The sequence below is a fragment of the Companilactobacillus pabuli genome, from assembly GCF_014058425.1.
Classification (GTDB): Bacteria; Bacillota; Bacilli; order Lactobacillales; family Lactobacillaceae; genus Companilactobacillus; species Companilactobacillus pabuli.
Map to the genome: position 1 here is coordinate 1,010,560 of NZ_CP049366.1, position 17,833 is coordinate 1,028,392.

Here is a 17,833-nt window from a genome sequence, read left to right on the forward strand (position 1 = left end):
TAATTAATCCAATTCAGTAGCTTTCTTAGCATCATTTGGAACACCAAAGAAGTAAGTAGCGATGAAGCCTCCAACGTAGGCAGCTAGTAGTCCGAAAACATAACCTAAGATATGTCCATTAGTGATCAATGGAATCAAAGCGACACCAGAAGGTCCAATGGCAATCGCACCGACGTTACCGAATGCTCCAACAACGGCACCACCAATACCACCACCGATACAAGCAGTGATAAATGGACGACCAAGAGGCAAAGTAACACCGTAGATCAATGGTTCACCAATTCCTAAGAAACCGACTGGTAAAGCACCTTTGATCATGTTAGTTAACTTCTTGTTTTTCTTGCAACGAACCCAAAGAGCTAAAGCAGCACCAACTTGTCCAGCACCAGCCATAGCAAGGATAGGCAATAGTAAAGTAGAACCAGTTTTGTCGATCATTTCAATATGAATAGGAGTTAAGATTTGGTGCAAACCAAGCATAACCATAGGTAAGAAGAATAGTCCTAAGATGAATCCAGAGAAGGCACCACCGACTTTTAGAACCCACATGATGGAACCAACTAATGAATCAGAGATAACACCAGCAATAGGCATGACGATAAAGATCGTGAAGACACCGACTGCTAGAAGCGTCAATGTAGGTGTCACGATGATATCGATTGAATCAGGGATGATCTTGTGCAATTGTTTTTCGATGATTGAAAGAATCCAAACGGCGAAAATAACTCCGATGATACCACCTTGTCCAGCTGAAAGAGCTGAACCATTAAAGATATTTTGGAGCGGAACTTTAGGATCGACTCCGGAAAGTAAAGTTACGGCACCAATGACACCACCAAGACCAGGAGTTGCCCCGAATTCTTGAGCGGAGTTGATACCAACATAAATAGCTAAATAAGCAAAAACACCGTTTTTAATAACGTTTAGAACCGTAATAAATTCAGTCCAACTCTTACTGATATCACCAGCAACTAACATATTGGAGAGAACGGCGGCAATACCACCGATTAAACCAGCACCAACGAAGACTGGAATCAAAGGTACGAAAATGTTAGAGATAGATTTCAAGACGGCCTTAGTTTTAGAAGGTTTGATTTTCTTCTTTTGTTCAGCCTTAAATTCAGCGGCTCTTTGAGTAACTTCGGCTTTAGCCTTTTGATGTTCGGATAATTGAGGTTGGTTATCGTCTGCTAAATCTTTAGGGAAAGGTTCGCCCAATTTGACACCAACTTGGTCGATCATCACTTGGGCAACTTTATTTACTAGACCAGGTCCAACGACGACTTGTAAGGTATCCTCTTGAACGACACCTAAGACTCCGTCGATTGCCTTTAATTTTTCCATATCGACTTTATCGTAATCGCGGATCGTCATTCTGACTCTAGTCATACAATGAATCAATTTTTCTACATTGCTAGGTCCCCCGACAGCACTGTATATTTCACGAGCTAAGCGTTCTTCTTTTTTCTCAGCCATGGTTTAATCCTCCTTCATAGCTTTTCTGACAAAGCCATCGTTTTGTTTGAGATTTTTGACGGCTTTATCTTTATCGCTACCAGTTAAAATCATAATAATTGCGACTTTGACATCTTGGTCAGCAGATTTTAAAGTATCCGCTGCTGTTTGGTAGTCGCAGTTTGTTGCTTGCATGATAATTCTCTTGGCACGTTCAACTAATTTATCGTTGGTAGGCTTAACGTCGATCATCAGATTTTGATAAGCTTTGCCAAGTTTGATCATTGAAGTAGTGGAGATCATATTTAAGACTAGTTTTTGGGCAGTTCCAGCTTTTAGACGAGTTGATCCGGTCAAAACTTCTGGGCCAGTGACCACTTCGATAGGATATTCAGCAAATTTTGAAATTTCGGCATTTTCGTTACAAGCGATACTGATAGTTGCTGCTTGAACTGTTTGGGCATATTTTAAAGCGCCAATGACATAAGGTGTACGACCACTGGCAGCCAAGCCAACGACGGCATCATTTTCGTTTAAGTTGAGCTTTTTTAAATCCTCTTGTGCTAAACTTAGTGAATCTTCAGCACCTTCAACGGCAACTGTCATGGCACTTTGACCGCCGGCAATCAATCCTTGAACTAGCGTTGGATCAGTTCCAAAAGTAGGTACACATTCGGCAGCATCCAAAACTCCTAAACGACCGCTAGTACCAGCACCTAAGTAAATCAAACGGCCACCTTTTTTGAATTGTTGAATAATGATCTCAACAGCATTTTCGATTTGTGGTAATTGTTTTTGAATAGCGAGTGGAACTGTTTGGTCTTCTGAATTCATTAATTTTAAGATTTCAGCAACTGACATGGTGTCTAGTTCCATACTCTTTTGATTACGTGTTTCAGTACTTAATTTCGTTAAATCCATAATTTCACTCCTTATAATTGATCCTAAAGGCGGTATTGGCACTAAAGTAGGGTAGTAACTGCATTGAAGCTTGGTCCAAATGACCACAGACGTTGACTTTTTCGTCCATTGGTAAGCCTGTCTTGATGATTTGAACTTCACCCATATAGCGCCCGTATTTTTGATTGTCGATCGTAATTGAACCAGCATTTCGAGGGATGTTGTCGAGTGGTTCAATCGTCTGTTTATTTAAAGCATTCATCCCACGACTTTCGACAACTCTGACTACTTGAGCAGCTGGATCGGGTCGATTGTGTAAGACTTTGTTGATTAAATATGGTGGAAAATTTGGACTAGCTTTTAAGCATAGATCTAAAATACCTTCAGTAAAGTAGTCGTTGAATTTAGTTTGATAGGTTAGATTCAATCTAGGATCACCAATGAAGATTTTGTCGACGCCATATTTTTCTAGTTCTAACGCTGAAGCCAATAAATCTTGTTGGCGCTGATGTTCTAAGGTTGGTAACCCAGAATAAATTGGTCCCCGTAACATTTGATTACCAGGGATAAAGGCTTGTGTAGTCAATCCCAGTTGCTTTAACCAGTGGTTCTTTTGAATAAACCAATTCTTATCTAAGCCAGTTTCAGGACGTGGATAAAAATTGTGCCAAGCCTCTAAATTTTTGAAATTAGCTTTGAAGTCCCTTAATTCAGTAATATCTTGTTCACTTAAGGTACTAGCATTTAAAGCTACCGGACCGTCTTGAGATAATTGGGCAATTTCTTGATTAGTAAAGCCGTCATCAAGTCGCAATGAAAAACCGGTTAAATCATGTGGCAAGTTCTTAAGTGAACGCTTGTCGATATCTACAAATACGTGTAGTGACAAGTCGTTGGTAAATTCAAGCAATTGTTGTAGACGAGTAGCATATTGCGATGGCTCATCTTCAGGGATGTGAAGCGAAGTAAATATTTCATTAAAATGGTGTTGCTGCATACTTTGAAGATATTTTTTATCATCCTCATTCAAAGTATGATCGAGGTAATACGAAAACCCGAGCAATTGTTGGTCCTCCTTTTTGTAAGCGTTTTACAAGTAATATCATATAGCCTGTGTAACAAAATTACAATATGAATCTTAAAATAACTTATAAAATGTAACAAAAATACAAAATGATTAATTATTGATACTAGAGTAATATGCTAATAAAGAGAGGAGAATGGATATGAAAACCTTGTATTATCACCAATTCAAGCTCGTAGGGCATACTTATTTTTTGGCCGCTACTGCAAAAGGATTAGCCTTTGTCGGTTCAGCAGATGGAGACTTAAAAGAACTGTCGGATTTTTATCTAGATGTTCAATTAATAGAAGATGAAGCTAGATTAACTAAAATTGCCACCGAACTAGAAGCGTACTTGTCAGGTAAGCTCGAGAAATTTGATGTGAAGCTAGATATTTCAGGAACTGCTTTTCAAGAAAGTGTTTGGGAAGCTTTAGAACAGATTCCTTATGGACAAACTAGAAACTATACGCAAATTGCTGAAGAGATCAATAAACCAAAAGCAGTTCGAGCGGTAGGGAGTGCTATCGGCAAGAATCCTGTCCTAATGGTCATTCCCTGTCATCGAGTAGTAACTAAAACGGGAAAAATCGGTCAATATCGTGGTGGAGTTGTCATGAAAGAGAGTTTATTGAGTTTAGAAGGTCATCTCAAATAAGGGATGGCTTTTTATTTTAGCTAGTACTATACTGTGGGGAAAAGCATAGTGAGTAACCACTCACTCACTGGTAAAATACTAGCCGAGGAGGATAGATTATGGCTAACAACGTTATTTTAATGCGGGGGATAGTTAAAAAATTTGGGCAGCAAACGGTTTTAAGACAAGTGGATTTTCAAATACCAGAAGGACGCATTATTGGATTAATTGGACCCTCTGGTGCAGGTAAATCGACCATCATCAAGATAATTTTGGGTATGGAAGTGCCAGATAAAGGGTCGACGACAGTTTTTGAACAAACAATGCCTAATCGTAAATTATTAGGAAGAATCGGTTATATGGCTCAATCTGATGCTTTGTACGAGCAATTGACTGGCCAAGAAAACTTGCAATTTTATGCGGATATGAAAGCTCTGAGAAATTCAAAGCAATTTATCGAACACATAGCAGAAGTCGTTGATTTGACTAAAGATTTGGACAAACGAGTCAGTGGTTATTCTGGAGGGATGAAACGCCGGCTTTCGTTAGCAATTGCGATGTTAGGCAATAATGATATTTTGATTTTAGATGAACCAACAGTCGGAGTAGATCCAGCTTTGAGAAGAAAGATTTGGCAAGAATTACAGAATCTTCGCAATCAGGGCAAAACAATTTTAGTAACAACTCACGTAATGGATGAAGCTCAATTGTGTGATGACGTGGCTTTATTACTCGATGGAAAAATCATTGCCTATGACGATCCGTTAAGTTTAGAGAAAATTTATCAAGTCAATTCGATTGAAGAAGTATTTTTGAAGGCGGAGGGTTTGAATAATGCGAACAATAGCAATCGCTAAACGAGTTACGAAAGAATTATTGCGAGATAAAAGAACCTTGATGTTGATGTTTTTAGCACCAATCTTTATTTTATTTTTGATGAAATTAGTCTTCTCAGTTAATTCTACGATGGACGTAAAAGTTGCTACAGTAAATGTCAATGAGGGCTTAGTTACTCAATTAGGTAAGACTAGTCATTTAACTACTAAAAAGTACGACGACACTAAAGAGGCAAAAGAAGCTTTATCCAATCAAAAAGTAGATGCTATCGTGCAAGCTAAAGGTAATAATTTTCAAGTAACTTATGCCAATATTGACGCTAGTAAAACTAAAGCAGTTAAGTCCGCTTTTAGAATGTCTCTGTTAGCTAATTCTATGCAGGAGATGAAACGAGTTTTAAAACCGCTAGGACAAAAAGTTTCACAGCCTAAAATTCAGCAAAAATACGAGTATGGTAATGCTGATACTAATTTCTTTGACAAAATAGTGCCAATTTTAATGGGATTTTTCGTCTTCTTCTTTGTATTCTTGATCTCAGGGATGGCTTTGTTGAATGAACGAACATCTGGCACGTTAAACCGACTCTTAGCGACACCGGTAAAACGTTCAGAGATAGTTTTTGGATATATGCTCAGCTATGGTGTTTTAGCAATTTTACAGACGTTGTTAGTCGTCTTATTTACCGTCTGGATGCTAAAAGTTGAAGTAGTTGGTAGTATTTTTTACGTAATTTTAATTAACTTCGTTTTAGCGTTGGTCGCCTTAGCGTTTGGAATCTTAATGTCGACCTTTGCTAAATCGGAATTTCAGATGATGCAATTTATTCCTTTGATCATCGTGCCACAAATATTTTTCTCAGGGATCATTCCTTTAGATACTATGGCTAAAGGCGTACAGGCGATATCTTATATCTTGCCATTAAAATATGCTGGGGATGCTTTGAGTGGCGTAGTCATGTCTGGAGACGGCTTTGGCAAAATTTTGCCTGAGATTGGAGTTTTATTGTTATTTTTAGTAATATTGACGATTTTAAATATTCAAGGATTGAAAAAATATAGAAAGGTGTAACAAAATGGAACAAGCATTTGAGGATATAAATGACTGGTTAATGACTAGTGACATGCCATTTGGAAAGAAGCAAGTGTTAAAGGCTGCTATTAATTTGTTTTCTAAGCAAGGCTATTATGGAACATCTACTTCACAGATTGCTGAAGCTTCAGGGATGAGCCAGGCAACTATTTTTAAGTATTACAAATCTAAAGAAGACCTGTTGCTCGTTATTCTGGAACCTTTGATTGAGCATTTATTGCCGACTTATGGTAAAGAATTCGCACAGAAGTTATCGGAACAGGATAAAAATTTAGCTAGTATGATTCATTTCATCGTTCAAGATCGATATCATTTTTTGGTACAAAATAAAGATGCAGCAATGATTTTAGTCTCACAATTATTGATCAATCAGCAAATTAAAGATAAAGTCCTACAAAAAATTGCTGAAATAAAAGATATTTTTGAACAAAATATTTGGCTGCCACTTCAAGCAACTAATGAGTTGAGGGATGATCTGGATGAATTAGGCTTTTTGAGACTAGTTGTCAGTCAAATCATTTTCTATTTCATTCAAACCCAACGAATATCCACTCAAGACGAAGCAACGATTCAAACAGGTTTGAAACAAATTGAAGTCAGCATTTTAAGGGCAATTAAAAAATAATTTTACATCTATGCTATGCTTTAACTATATATTTTTTGATAAATAGGAGTTTTTTACCTTGAAATTAGAAGCTATCTTAAAGGAAGAATTTGGTTACGATACGTTTCGTCCAGGTCAAAAAGAATTGATTCAAATGGTCTTAGACGGCAAAAAAGCCATGGGGATCATGCCGACTGGTGGCGGTAAATCAATTTGTTACCAGTTGCCAGCTACAATTATGTCGGGACTGACTTTAGTCGTTTCACCATTGATTTCGTTGATGAAAGACCAAGTGGATAGTTTGAATGAAGATGGTATTCCGGCAACTTTTTTGAATAGTACTGTTGAGTGGCACGACCGCGAAGAAAGAATGCGTTACATCGAAAGTGGTGCGGTCAAACTGTTATTTGTTGCACCGGAAAAAATCGTCGATGAAGAGTTTTATAGTTGGTTGTCAAGTTTAGATATTTCATTGATTGCGATTGATGAAGCCCACGTTTTGTCGTCTTGGGGTCATGATTTTCGCAGTAGCTACTTGGAAATGATCCAACCTTTAAAAAACTTATCGGCTGATTGCGCATGGTTAGCTTTGACAGCTACGGCTACAGAAGAAGTCCAAGCCGATTTAGCTAGAATTTTGGATGTTCCCGATGAAAATATCATTAAAACTGGTTTCGATCGCGATAATTTGGCCTTAAAGATTGAACGTGGCGTAGATAAAATTGATTATGTTTTAAATTATGTGAAGTCGCATCCAGACGAATCTGGTATTATTTATGCCGGTCGTCGAGAAGATGTTGATAAAATCTACAATTTTTTGAAAGAAAATGATGTTTCAGTCGGTCGCTACCACGCTGGGTTAAGTGATTCGGAACGTCACAATCAGCAAGAAGATTTTCTATTTGACCGAATCAACGTAATCGTTGCGACAAATGCTTTCGGAATGGGTATCAATAAGACTAACGTGCGCTATGTGCTGCATTTTACGGTACCTGGGACAATTGAGAACTATTATCAAGAAGTTGGTCGTGCAGGACGTGATGGATTGCCAGCTGAAGCAGTTTTATTGTATACGCCAGCAGATTTGCGCTTGCATCAATTTTTCATCAATAAATCCTTAGGTGATGATCAATACAAGTTGAGTTTGCGTAAGAAACTATTTGAGATGAGTCGTTATGCTGAAACGCAGACGTGTCTGATGAAGTTTATTTTGGATTACTTTGGGGAAACGAATACCCAAGTTTGTGGTCGCTGTTCTAACTGTTTAGATGACCGTGAAGTGGTGGATGTAACAGCTGATGCCCAAAAAGCCTTGAGCTGTGTCGTTAGAATGGGACAAAACTTCGGTAAGAAGATGATTACCAGAGTTTTAGTCGGCAAAGATGACGTAGCAAATGACTGGCATCATTTTGAAGAACTGTCGACTTTTGGTATTTTTGAAGATTGGACCTTAAAAGAAACGAGCCGTTTTATTGAATTTTTGGCAGCCAATGGTTATTTGACCGGGTCAGGTGGTAAGTATCCAACCTTGAAATTGTCAGAAAAGGGCGTTGACGTCTTAAAAGGAAAAATTAACGTGGCCAGACGTCAAGATCTTCCGAAATACAAACCAGAAAACGTTACTAAGAGTAGAACCATTGTGGCTGATGGCAGTTTCGATATGGATCTATTCGAGAAATTACGTGCTTTGAGAACGAAGTGGGCGAGAAAACAAGCTTTGCCACCATTTATGATTTTTTCAGATAAGACTTTGAAAGATATGTGCGTGAAAAATCCAGTTACTGAAGCCGACTTCCTCAACGTCAGTGGAGTGGGTAAAGTAAAACTAGAGCAGTATGGTGAAAGCTTCTTAAATGAAATTAAAGAGTATCAAGCTTCAGAAGTGTAGTTAATAGGTCATTTAGAAATGATCTATTTTTTTGTCAATCTAGGGTAGATAATAATAAATGTTTTACGAAAACTTAAAATCAAAGGTAAAAAATAAAAAGGGAAACAAACCTTGATATGACGGGGATCTGAAAAAGGGAGGACGGGATTAAAACTGTATTTCGGGCTAAAAAGGGACTATATGACGATCAAGTGATGTCTGAGAGACGCATTCTATGATTATTTAATGATGAACTGTTCATTTAAAATAGTGAAAAACTCAATAAATCAATCAGAATGTAATGCATATTTGAAATGAAATAATTGTTTAAATAATATGTTTTACGAAAACATAACTCAAAAAACCAAAAACAAAAAATTATGACACAAAAAGCGTTAAAATCAAAGAATAGGGACAAAAGAAGGGGGCAAACAATGAAAAAAGTAGCAATTATTTCGGACATTTCGGACATTCACGGCAATCTTACCGCCTTTTCTCAAGTCATTAAAGATGCAGAAAAGCAAAGGGTAGATGAATATTGGTTTTTAGGTGACCTACTCATGCCTGGTCCTGGTGCAGAGTCTATTTTGGAACTACTCAATCAAATCAATACTACCCAATTCATTCGTGGCAATTGGGACGATTTCCTATTTGAAAATATTTTGAGTGTCAGCAAAGAATATATCAATAAACCCCAAACCACCTATATGATTGAGTTAATCAAATACGTAAAGAATCACCTTGACCCTAAATATATCCAACAAGTCCAGCAATGGCCTATTTCAAAAAATATCAACTTTGAAGGCTTAAATATCCTTTTAACGCACAATCATCCAAAGAAAAACTTTGGACACGAATTGCTTCCATATGAAGATCAAGCCAACTTCGATGAGTTATTATTCAACAAACCTTACGACCTCGCAATATATGCTAATGTGCATCATCAATTAATGAGAACTAGCTCCCAAGATCAATTGGTTATTAATCCCGGCTCAATTGGCCAACCATATACTGCTTGGAAAAAATTCCGTGCTGACAGACGCGCTCAGTATGCAGTTTTAAGTTTTGATCAAGGACTTGTCGATGTAAACTTCAGAAAAGTCGCATACTCAATTGATGACGAATTAAAAATCGCCGAAGAAAATGATTTACCATTTCGTGAGCTGTATCAACGACTATTTGCTGAAGGAATAACTTTTACGCACGATGATGATGCTTTAAATGAACAAATTGAGAAGCATGATTATAAGTCTGATGCACTTGAATATCTGAAGAATTTAGAATCTTCTCAAGATCTCTAATTTAGAGGTTCTTTTTCTTCAAATACACAACTTCGTATAATATATATTATGTAACCTTAAATATCAAAATCCGATTTAACTACTGGATTTTGGTATTTTTTGTTCTGCTCTATTTTTTTGGCTTGGATTGCTTAATTATGATTTTAAATTTGATACTTGTAATTCTTTTTAGAATACATTGGTTCTTAGTTTATTTCTTCGTAACAAAACAAAAAGCAAAATCTGTGATGAGTCTACAGATTTTGCTACGTTTTAAATAGTAATTATAAGGTAAATAATTTGATCACTTAGTCATTGAACTATGAGAAATGCATTTGAACAAGATTTGCTCTAAATAAATGAATTTTTACTTCTAACCCGTAATTTTAAAAAATATATGTGCACGTTCACATATATATCAAGTATATCAAGAAATAAGAATCTAACTAATTAATATTCATATCTTTTTCCCATTCACCACGAGTATTTACTTGTGCTAAATCTCCAAATTTTTCGAGCATATTCATTTCTTCATTAGATAGTCTTATATTAGTAACTTTTATTTCATCATCAATATATTTAGATTTAGTGATGCCAATAATTGGTGTTGTACCTTTTTGAATAGCCCAAGCTGTCGCAATATCAGCTGCTGAAGCTTGATGTTTTTCTGCAATGATCTTCAAACTGTTATTTAATGATTCTAAGTTTTGCATCATTGGATTATAGATTTCTGCTCGAGTACTTCCCTCAGGAAATGGATGAGAAGAATCATATTTTCCAGTCAAGGCTCCTTGTTCTAAGACCATGTATGAATAGAAGTCAATATTGTTTTCTTGGCAGTATTCAATTAAACCAGCCTTTTCAGAACTTCTGTATAACAAACTATAATGGTTTTGGATTGCATCAATCTTATATCCAGCTTCGCCTAGTATCTCATTGACTTGTTTGATCTCTTGAAGATTGTGATTAGAAACTCCAACATGTTTAATTTTTCCTTCTTTTAAAAGTGGAATCAAATATGGAGTCCATTTTTCTACATCTTTAGGGTTATGAATCCAATATAGATCAATATAATCTGTATTCAGTCTTTTAAGACTTCCCTCTAACATTGTTTCTACAGGATTTTCAACGTCTTCAGCGATTTGTGGAGTAAATTTTGTTGATAATTGGTAATCGTTACGATCATATTGCTTTAAAACTTCTCCTAGAACTTGTTCCGAATGTCCCATGCCGTAAACAGCAGCTGTGTCCCACATAGTAAAACCAGCTTTGATTGCCTTACTAGCAACTTTTTGAAGGTCATTTTTTTCTAATTTACTGCCGAAATATCCATTTCCTAATTCGCCAGTATCTCCCCATGCCCAAGTTCCAATAACAATTTTTGGTGTTTCTAATTTCTTATTTTTCATTTCTATTTCCTCTTTTATTTTCGTTTTCTAATTTTTTAATTACTTTTGCGGGATTGCCTACAACAACTGCGTTATCTGGTACATCTTTTGTGACCACTGAGCCAGCTCCAACAATGGAATTCTTACCAATTGTGATACCAGGAAGAACTATTGCTCCGGCACCGATCCAAGAGTTCTTCTTTAAATGAACGCTTTTGGGTATTAAATTTCGTCTATTTTTTTCATTCTGATCATGATTGATTGAAATAATGATGGCTTTAGGACCAATCAAAACATTATCTTCTATGTTTACTCCACCTAGAGAAACCATATTGACGTTTTTATTTATATAAATGTTTTTTCCAAGATTAACTTGTGGTCCAAAATCCACATTGAATGGTGGCATAATAGTTAGATTTTCATTTTTTTGTTCAAATAATTCGTCAAGTAAACTCTGGCTTTCTTCATAAGAGTGAGTAGTTTGATTGTACTTTCTCAGAATTTCAATATCTTTTTGAACGATAGGCTCTAATTCGTCATATTCGCTACTGTTATAAATAATCGTTTGCCCTTTTAATGCATCTTTAAATACTTTTAAGCTTTCTGCCATTAAAATCAGACCCTTTGCTCAGAAGGACGAATAACAATATCACTGATAGCCACCCTTTGTGGTGTATCGATAGCGAAGACAACTGCACTTGCAACGTCACTAGTGATCAATGAGTTATTTGGTTGCTTCCATGATTCTACTAATTCTTTAGCTTGATTTTCATCTTTGGTCGTTTTATACAAATTGGTTTGAACTGCTCCAGGGGAAATGATTGTTGAACGAATATGATTATCTAGTTCTTCTTGTCGTAAACCTTCCATGATTGCTCTCACAGCAAACTTTGTACCGGCATATACAGCTGAATCTGGATATACAACGTGACCAGCTACAGAATCAGTTGCTAATATATGACCAAAACCTTGTTTATGCATAACAGGCAGAACTGCAGAAATTCCATTTAGGACACCCATGACGTTGATATCAAGCATTTGTTTCCACTCATCTCGTCTATCATCACGTAATTTTGATAGTGGCATAATTCCCGCATTGTTATAAAGCGCATCAACCTTTTTAAACTTTTGAACAGCTAAATCAACGATCTTTTTCATATCGTCTATTTTTGTAACATCAATGAACATGAAAGCAATTTGATCCTTTGGCAATTTATCTGCAAGCTCTTTTAAAGGTTCAAGTCTTCTTGATCCAAAGACCACATTAGCACCGGCTGATACTAATTGTTTTACTGTTTCTGCACCAATACCACTCGATGCTCCTGTAACGATAATTGTTTTATTTTTTAAACTCATAATTTTTTCCTTTCGAATTCTTTCTTTCGTAACTCTATGCCTAAGATTATATGGGTTGACACTAGTAATGTCTAATACCTATAATGAAAAAATAGGTCTAACTAAAAGGCAGAGGAAAAAACATGGAAATAAGAGTTTTAAAATATTTTTTAGCAGTTACACAGGAAAAGAATATGAATAAGGCTGCTCAGTTATTACACATTTCTCAACCTACAATATCTCGACAGCTTAAAGCATTGGAAGATGAATTAGGAACTCAGCTTTTTATACGTGGAAATAGAGAGATTACTTTGACTGAAGACGGCAAATATTTAGTAGATAAGGCTAAACAAATCATTACTTTGTCTGATCAAGCGGAGTTAAATATTGGAAATGAACCTTCTTCAATCAGTGGAAGAGTCATCATTGGTTGTAATGAGACACCTAGTGTTAAATATTTGGCCGAAGCGACTAAGAAAATTAATAATGATTACCCTAATATACTCATCGATTTTGTCAGTACGAATGCTGATACGATCAAAAAGTCATTAGATAATGGAATTTTTGATTTTGGAATCATTCTTTCACCAACGGATAATAAGAATTATAGTTTTTTAAATCTTCCGGGCAATCAAGAATGGGGACTCTTTATACCCAAAAATGATGACTTGGCAAAGAAAGAATCAATAAATAAGAATGATTTATTAGCATCGAATTTAATAATTTCTCGACAACCTGAATTTACTAATACGCTGAATAAATGGATTGGCAGTAATCAAGAAAAATTAAAAGTAACGGCACTATACGATTTGCTTTATAACGCCCTACTCTTTGTTGAATCTGGAGTTGGATATGCACTTGGCGTAGGACGTACAATCAATACAATCGGAACTGATCTAGTTTTTCGCCCACTATATCCACATTTGAAGTCTTCAAGTAGTTTGATTTGGTTGAAGAACGTTAATATGTCTTCGGCTGCTAAAGTCGTTTTAAAGCAGATGTATGATGAAGTTGAAACAAACAAATAATGATTATAGGTATTAAATTGAATAAAAAGCCAACATATTTGATGCTTTTTAGATATATTAGTTACTGTTTTATTTTTTCACAACAAAACAAAAAGCAAAACCTGTAATGAATCTACAGACTTTGCTCTGATTTATCAGACTTCCTTTTAAATAAAATTTTTAACATAACTAGTTAATAACGATATAGCCAATATTATTAAAATAATTAGAGGTATTAAAATTGTTTTGTTTGCTAGATTGTCCTTGGTGTATCCAACTAGACCGGCTCCAGTTATAAAACAAAACATCAAAGCAAATATCTGTATGGCATTCTGTCTAGCTGTTTCCGCATGAGAAACAGATTCATCAAAAACTGCTTCGGCTAATACCCTTAGATTACTTGTCATTGTTAGCGGTGTGAACGTTTGACCTCGTACTTTTCTAAATTCTTCCAGTTCTCCCGCTACTGTCATCGATAAAAACATGGCCGCTATTTCAGTATTTCCTAACATATCTAAGAAATTGGATATTGAAATTTTCCCTCCATATTTTTTCCTCATTCTGATTTAAATTTGAACAAAATACATAAACTAAAAGCCAGAACAGGACTACCTGCTCTGGCTTTTGCTGTCAAATCACTTATCTTGATTGCCAAATTCCATATAAGTCACTAGCTTGGCTAGGATAAGCAAATAATTGTTGTTGTAAATCATCAGCACTGACATGTTGTTGAATTAGTAATGATAAGTAATCAACTAATTGATCTGCATCTTGACTCAAAACTTCTGCTCCAACGATTTGTTGATTACCTTTATTGAAAATGATTTTTAGTTTTGCTAAATCATCACCATTACGGGCATACGTTTGCCAATTCTTTATATCCATCGTTTTTACTTCTAGTTCAGGCTTATCAGCAGCTTTTTGTGTACTAATTCCTACTTGTCCTAACTTAGGTATGCTGAATACAGTCAAGGCAGGTGTTGGATATTTAATTGGAAATTGTACTGGCTTCTGTAAGTTATTGCCTAAGTATTTACCTTGATAGATAGCGTAATTACTTAGTTTAGGGACAGGGGCATCACAACAATCACCAAGTGCAAAAATTTGAGGATTGCTGGTCTTTAGTCTTTCATCAACTTTGATACCTAGTGGACCAAATTTTACACCAGCGACCGATAAATTCAAATCTTCTGTATTTGGTACCCTTCCAGCAACACAGTAAATGGCTTTTGTTTCGAATTGATCTTGATTTGTAGTTACTTGGTAAGAACCAGATGATAGTTCAGTAATATTTTGGATGGTATTATCAAATTTAAACACTACCCCAGCATTCTCCAAGCGACTAATTAGAGTTTGAACTAAACCTTGATCAAAAATCCTTAATGCCATTCGATTATGTTGAACGATTGTTACTTTCGTTCCTGCTTCCGTAGCTATACTAGCCAATGCGAATGCGATGATTCCTGCACCAACAATCGTTATCTTGTCAGGTAGATTAGAGGCCTTTAGAAAACTAGCACTGTGTTCCATATATTGACTTCCAGGGAACTCTAATTTTCTAGGGCGAGCACCAGTTGCTAAGACAATCGTTTTAGCTTGGTACCTTTGACCATGAACTAAAATTGTATTTGAATTTACAAAAGTCGCGTGACCTTCGATAGTTGTTATTCCTGCATTGACCAAATTATTTCCGTACCGTTGATTAGCAGCCAAAACCACTTTGGCACTATGACTTGCCATTTCTGACCAACTAAGTGGTGCGACATCTTTTACTAACTGAGTCATCCGAAAATGTGTTTCAGCGCTAGCTAACAATGCACGTTTTGGAGTACTACCACGGTTGATTGTTGTTCCACCCCAGTCACGTTCTTCAACGATGGCTACTTTAAATCCACGACTGGCCAAATTTAAAGCGACAGAACCGCCACCTACTCCGCCTCCAATAACTAGAACATCATATTGCATCTGATCACTCCTATTTGAAGACTTGTCCGGCTTTATATTGAAGATCTTGAGGGGTCTCCTCAGTAGAACTTTCAACATTCTTCTTTGAATGGCTTTGATCATACCAAACTACTGCGGCTTCTTCTTTAGGAAATTGTTCAACTGTTTCTGGACTGATATTCAAATGATCAGAAACCATTTGTGTTGGTGAAGTTGCCAACCATTTGTTTAGAGAAATATCTGAATAAATAGGATTCTTGAATACTTCTAGGAAGATCAAAGGTTCATCACCGATATTCTGGATATAGTGTCCGGCAACTATTGGAATTACACCAACGTCTCCAGCTTGAAAATTAAAGGTTCTAGCAAGTGAGGCAGAATTGAAAACACCCACTTTGGCGTGTCCTTGAACAAAGTAATCCCATTCTTCTGACTTAGGGTGCCAGTGAAGTTCACGCATACCACCTGGTTGAATTTCTACGATTGCAGCTGAAATTGTTTGTGCAACTGGGAAAACTTTTGAATCAATGATCCAGACCTTACCAGCTTCGAACTCGTGTGGTTTCAGATCGTTCATATGGAATGTAAATGGTGAAGGTACGTCGCCATTTGGATTGTTCTTTTTAACTTCAGAAATTGGGCCTGGGACTTCACCATTGAAGATGTATTTTTCCTTACCAGGCAAGTTGGCTAATACACTTTCATCAACTTTGAAATTAGCGGCAATAATATCCTTTGGAGTATGGGCTAACCAATCAGTTAGTAAGAAGGTATTATTTTCAGAGAAATCAGGTTCACTGAATACAAGTAGGAATTCACAACCTTGATCCAAGGCTTGAATTGAATGAGGAATTCCGGCTTCAAAATTCCAAAGGTCTCCGGCATTGATATCATCAATAAAACTACGACCCTCGGCATCTAGCGCTGTTACTCTAGCATTTCCGGCAATCATGAAGGCCCATTCAGCTTCTTTATGCCAATGTAATTCTCTATATGCTCCTGGCTTCAAACACATATCGACTCCAGCTAAATCATGTGAAGCTGGTAGTTCACGATTGGTAACTTCACGTGTCCAACCGCCTTCTTCAATCCTCATATGTGCATCAGAAAAGCTAAAACGTAGATTGGAAACTGTACCATGATCAGTGATTGGTGGTACAAGCAAATCAGGGTTTTGTAAATCACGTTCGTAATTTCTAGGACCTCGATCAATCCAACCCGCATTATCGGCTGTACGCTCAGGTTCAACTCTTCTATTTGACATTTTGTATACCGTCCTTTTTTTGATAACTCAACAGTATAGCAAACGATTTCAAAAGGCAAACGATAACTCAAAAACCAAAAAATTATTTTCAATAATTCATTTAATTGTTGGAAAATGGAGCATATATTCTTTATTATTTGTTTAAATAATCTAGCATAAAAGGTATTTATAATAATTTGTTTGATTTACAAAAATATAAAATCCTAGAAAATAAATATAATATTTTTTTAGAAAAATATTGTCACTTTTTTTAAAATACTGATTTAATAGGATTTATAAATTCAAATTCGACAAGACTTAACCTTCGTTCCCAATTTATATTGCTCAACTATGATTTTAAATCCAATACTTGTAGTTAATTTCTAATTTAAAAATCATGCAAATAACCTTGATTTTTTCAGTAAATTATTTTTATACTTAACGAGTTAAATTCATAATTAAAGGAGGAAAGTGTTTCTAATTTGACATAAATTGTCATTTTAAATATGGAAAATAAAAAAAACAGAGTAGAGAATAAAGCGTTAAGTGTCAAAAAGACGGAATGTGCTTTTGAACGAAAAATTTTTATTTGCGATTTTATTCTCGCATTCGCTGCATAATAACGTGTAGCAGCTCTATACGAGGTGCTTATTATGAACAAAAAAATAAATACTTATTCACTTACAACGATGGGATTACTTATCGCTATGATAATTATCTTAACTAATTATCTAAGTGTTGAAACGCAGTTTTTACGTGTTTCATTTGAATTCATTCCTCAAGCTATTTTAGGAATGCTCTTTGGTCCTTTTTGGGCCGGTATTTCCTCCGTTGTGGCTGATATAATTGGAACGACATTATTTGGAAAAGCTGGATTTTTCATAGGCTTTACTTTAAATGCATTCATTGCAGGTGTATTGTACGGGCTTTTCTTTTATAAAAAAGAAATTACCTTTAAAAATACTTTCATATGTGTGTTATTAAATACTATTATCATTAGCTTATTTTTAACTCCACTGTGGCTCTCAATCATGTACAAGGTTCCTTTTTTCAATATCGGTTTATGGATACCCAGAATTATCAAATCTGTTGCTATGCTCTTTATTCAGACAGGATCCATTATGTTCTTTGGTAAATCATTACCGTTAAAAACTCTTACTAGTCGCTATATGGTCAAAAAGTAA

General features: G+C 35.9%; 17 protein-coding genes and 1 riboswitch. Of the genes, 8 read left to right on the plus strand and 9 right to left on the minus strand.

Annotated elements, in window-relative coordinates:
- Positions 1 to 3: 3 nt before the first annotated feature.
- The 3 genes from G6534_RS04865 to G6534_RS04875 are packed head-to-tail and all read right to left on the minus strand — an operon-like array spanning position 4 to position 3,418.
- Positions 4 to 1,476, minus strand: coding sequence for a PTS transporter subunit EIIC (locus G6534_RS04865; protein WP_059073395.1), 1,473 nt, complete (start codon positions 1,474 to 1,476; stop codon positions 4 to 6).
- A gap of 3 nt (positions 1,477 to 1,479) precedes the next feature.
- On the minus strand, positions 1,480 to 2,376 hold the full coding sequence (gene murQ, locus G6534_RS04870; protein WP_059073394.1) for an N-acetylmuramic acid 6-phosphate etherase: 897 nt from the start codon (positions 2,374 to 2,376) through the stop codon (positions 1,480 to 1,482).
- Between the two features lie 4 nt (positions 2,377 to 2,380).
- Positions 2,381 to 3,418 (minus strand): MupG family TIM beta-alpha barrel fold protein, encoded by a 1,038-nt coding sequence (locus tag G6534_RS04875; protein WP_059073393.1) that lies wholly within the window; start codon positions 3,416 to 3,418, stop codon positions 2,381 to 2,383.
- 163 nt (positions 3,419 to 3,581) lie between these two features.
- Here G6534_RS04875 and G6534_RS04880 point away from each other — a divergent pair, with 163 nt between their 5' ends.
- The 6 genes from G6534_RS04880 to G6534_RS04905 all read left to right on the plus strand — a co-directional run bounded on the left by G6534_RS04880 (position 3,582) and on the right by G6534_RS04905 (position 9,753).
- The gene (locus tag G6534_RS04880; RefSeq protein WP_059073392.1) at positions 3,582 to 4,076 is read left to right on the plus strand and encodes a methylated-DNA--[protein]-cysteine S-methyltransferase; all 495 of its coding nucleotides are present in this window, start codon (positions 3,582 to 3,584) and stop codon (positions 4,074 to 4,076) included.
- A 98-nt stretch (positions 4,077 to 4,174) separates the two neighbouring features.
- Positions 4,175 to 4,912: an ABC transporter ATP-binding protein gene (locus G6534_RS04885; RefSeq protein WP_182083202.1), complete on the plus strand. Its 738-nt coding sequence runs from the start codon at positions 4,175 to 4,177 to the stop codon at positions 4,910 to 4,912.
- A complete protein-coding gene (locus tag G6534_RS04890; protein WP_059073391.1) occupies positions 4,890 to 5,960 on the plus strand; it encodes an ABC transporter permease in 1,071 nt (356 codons plus the stop codon). The genes G6534_RS04885 and G6534_RS04890 overlap by 23 nt, the downstream gene beginning before the upstream one ends.
- Positions 5,961 to 5,964: 4 nt before the next feature.
- Entirely contained in the window at positions 5,965 to 6,606 is a 642-nt protein-coding gene (locus G6534_RS04895; RefSeq protein WP_182083203.1) for a TetR/AcrR family transcriptional regulator, read from the plus strand.
- Positions 6,607 to 6,664: 58 nt separating this feature from the next.
- Positions 6,665 to 8,473, plus strand: a complete 1,809-nt coding sequence (gene recQ, locus G6534_RS04900) for a DNA helicase RecQ (protein WP_182083204.1) — start codon at positions 6,665 to 6,667, stop codon at positions 8,471 to 8,473.
- 413 nt (positions 8,474 to 8,886) lie between these two features.
- Positions 8,887 to 9,753 carry a metallophosphoesterase family protein gene (locus tag G6534_RS04905; protein ID WP_182083205.1) on the plus strand — a complete coding sequence of 289 codons (867 nt, stop codon included), beginning with the start codon at positions 8,887 to 8,889 and terminating at the stop codon, positions 9,751 to 9,753.
- A 425-nt stretch (positions 9,754 to 10,178) separates the two neighbouring features.
- On the opposite strand, the gene G6534_RS04910 is transcribed toward G6534_RS04905, so the two are convergent.
- From G6534_RS04910 to G6534_RS04920, 3 genes are read right to left on the minus strand one after another with little or no spacing between them, the layout of a single operon-like run.
- The gene (locus G6534_RS04910; protein ID WP_182083206.1) at positions 10,179 to 11,141 is read right to left on the minus strand and encodes an aldo/keto reductase; all 963 of its coding nucleotides are present in this window, start codon (positions 11,139 to 11,141) and stop codon (positions 10,179 to 10,181) included.
- The gene (locus tag G6534_RS04915; RefSeq protein ID WP_059073388.1) at positions 11,131 to 11,730 is read right to left on the minus strand and encodes a DapH/DapD/GlmU-related protein; all 600 of its coding nucleotides are present in this window, start codon (positions 11,728 to 11,730) and stop codon (positions 11,131 to 11,133) included. The genes G6534_RS04910 and G6534_RS04915 overlap by 11 nt, the downstream gene beginning before the upstream one ends.
- Before the next feature lie 5 nt (positions 11,731 to 11,735).
- Entirely contained in the window at positions 11,736 to 12,479 is a 744-nt protein-coding gene (locus G6534_RS04920; RefSeq protein WP_369833486.1) for an SDR family oxidoreductase, read from the minus strand.
- A gap of 119 nt (positions 12,480 to 12,598) precedes the next feature.
- Between G6534_RS04920 and G6534_RS04925 the strand changes: the two genes are divergently transcribed.
- Positions 12,599 to 13,483 carry a LysR family transcriptional regulator gene (locus G6534_RS04925; protein ID WP_059073386.1) on the plus strand — a complete coding sequence of 295 codons (885 nt, stop codon included), beginning with the start codon at positions 12,599 to 12,601 and terminating at the stop codon, positions 13,481 to 13,483.
- Positions 13,484 to 13,629: 146 nt separating this feature from the next.
- Here G6534_RS04925 and G6534_RS04930 read toward each other — a convergent pair whose 3' ends face one another.
- The 3 genes from G6534_RS04930 to G6534_RS04940 form a co-directional block, all read right to left on the minus strand.
- Positions 13,630 to 14,022, minus strand: coding sequence for a DUF1275 family protein (locus G6534_RS04930; protein ID WP_082666871.1), 393 nt, complete (start codon positions 14,020 to 14,022; stop codon positions 13,630 to 13,632).
- Positions 14,023 to 14,101: 79 nt separating this feature from the next.
- The gene (locus G6534_RS04935; protein ID WP_182083207.1) at positions 14,102 to 15,427 is read right to left on the minus strand and encodes an FAD-dependent oxidoreductase; all 1,326 of its coding nucleotides are present in this window, start codon (positions 15,425 to 15,427) and stop codon (positions 14,102 to 14,104) included.
- Between the two features lie 10 nt (positions 15,428 to 15,437).
- A complete protein-coding gene (locus tag G6534_RS04940; protein WP_059073383.1) occupies positions 15,438 to 16,670 on the minus strand; it encodes an oxalate decarboxylase family bicupin in 1,233 nt (410 codons plus the stop codon).
- Positions 16,671 to 17,170: 500 nt separating this feature from the next.
- A riboswitch (THF riboswitch) is annotated at positions 17,171 to 17,266 on the plus strand.
- A 36-nt stretch (positions 17,267 to 17,302) separates the two neighbouring features.
- Here G6534_RS04940 and G6534_RS04945 point away from each other — a divergent pair.
- Positions 17,303 to 17,833 (plus strand): folate family ECF transporter S component, encoded by a 531-nt coding sequence (locus G6534_RS04945; RefSeq protein ID WP_059073382.1) that lies wholly within the window; start codon positions 17,303 to 17,305, stop codon positions 17,831 to 17,833.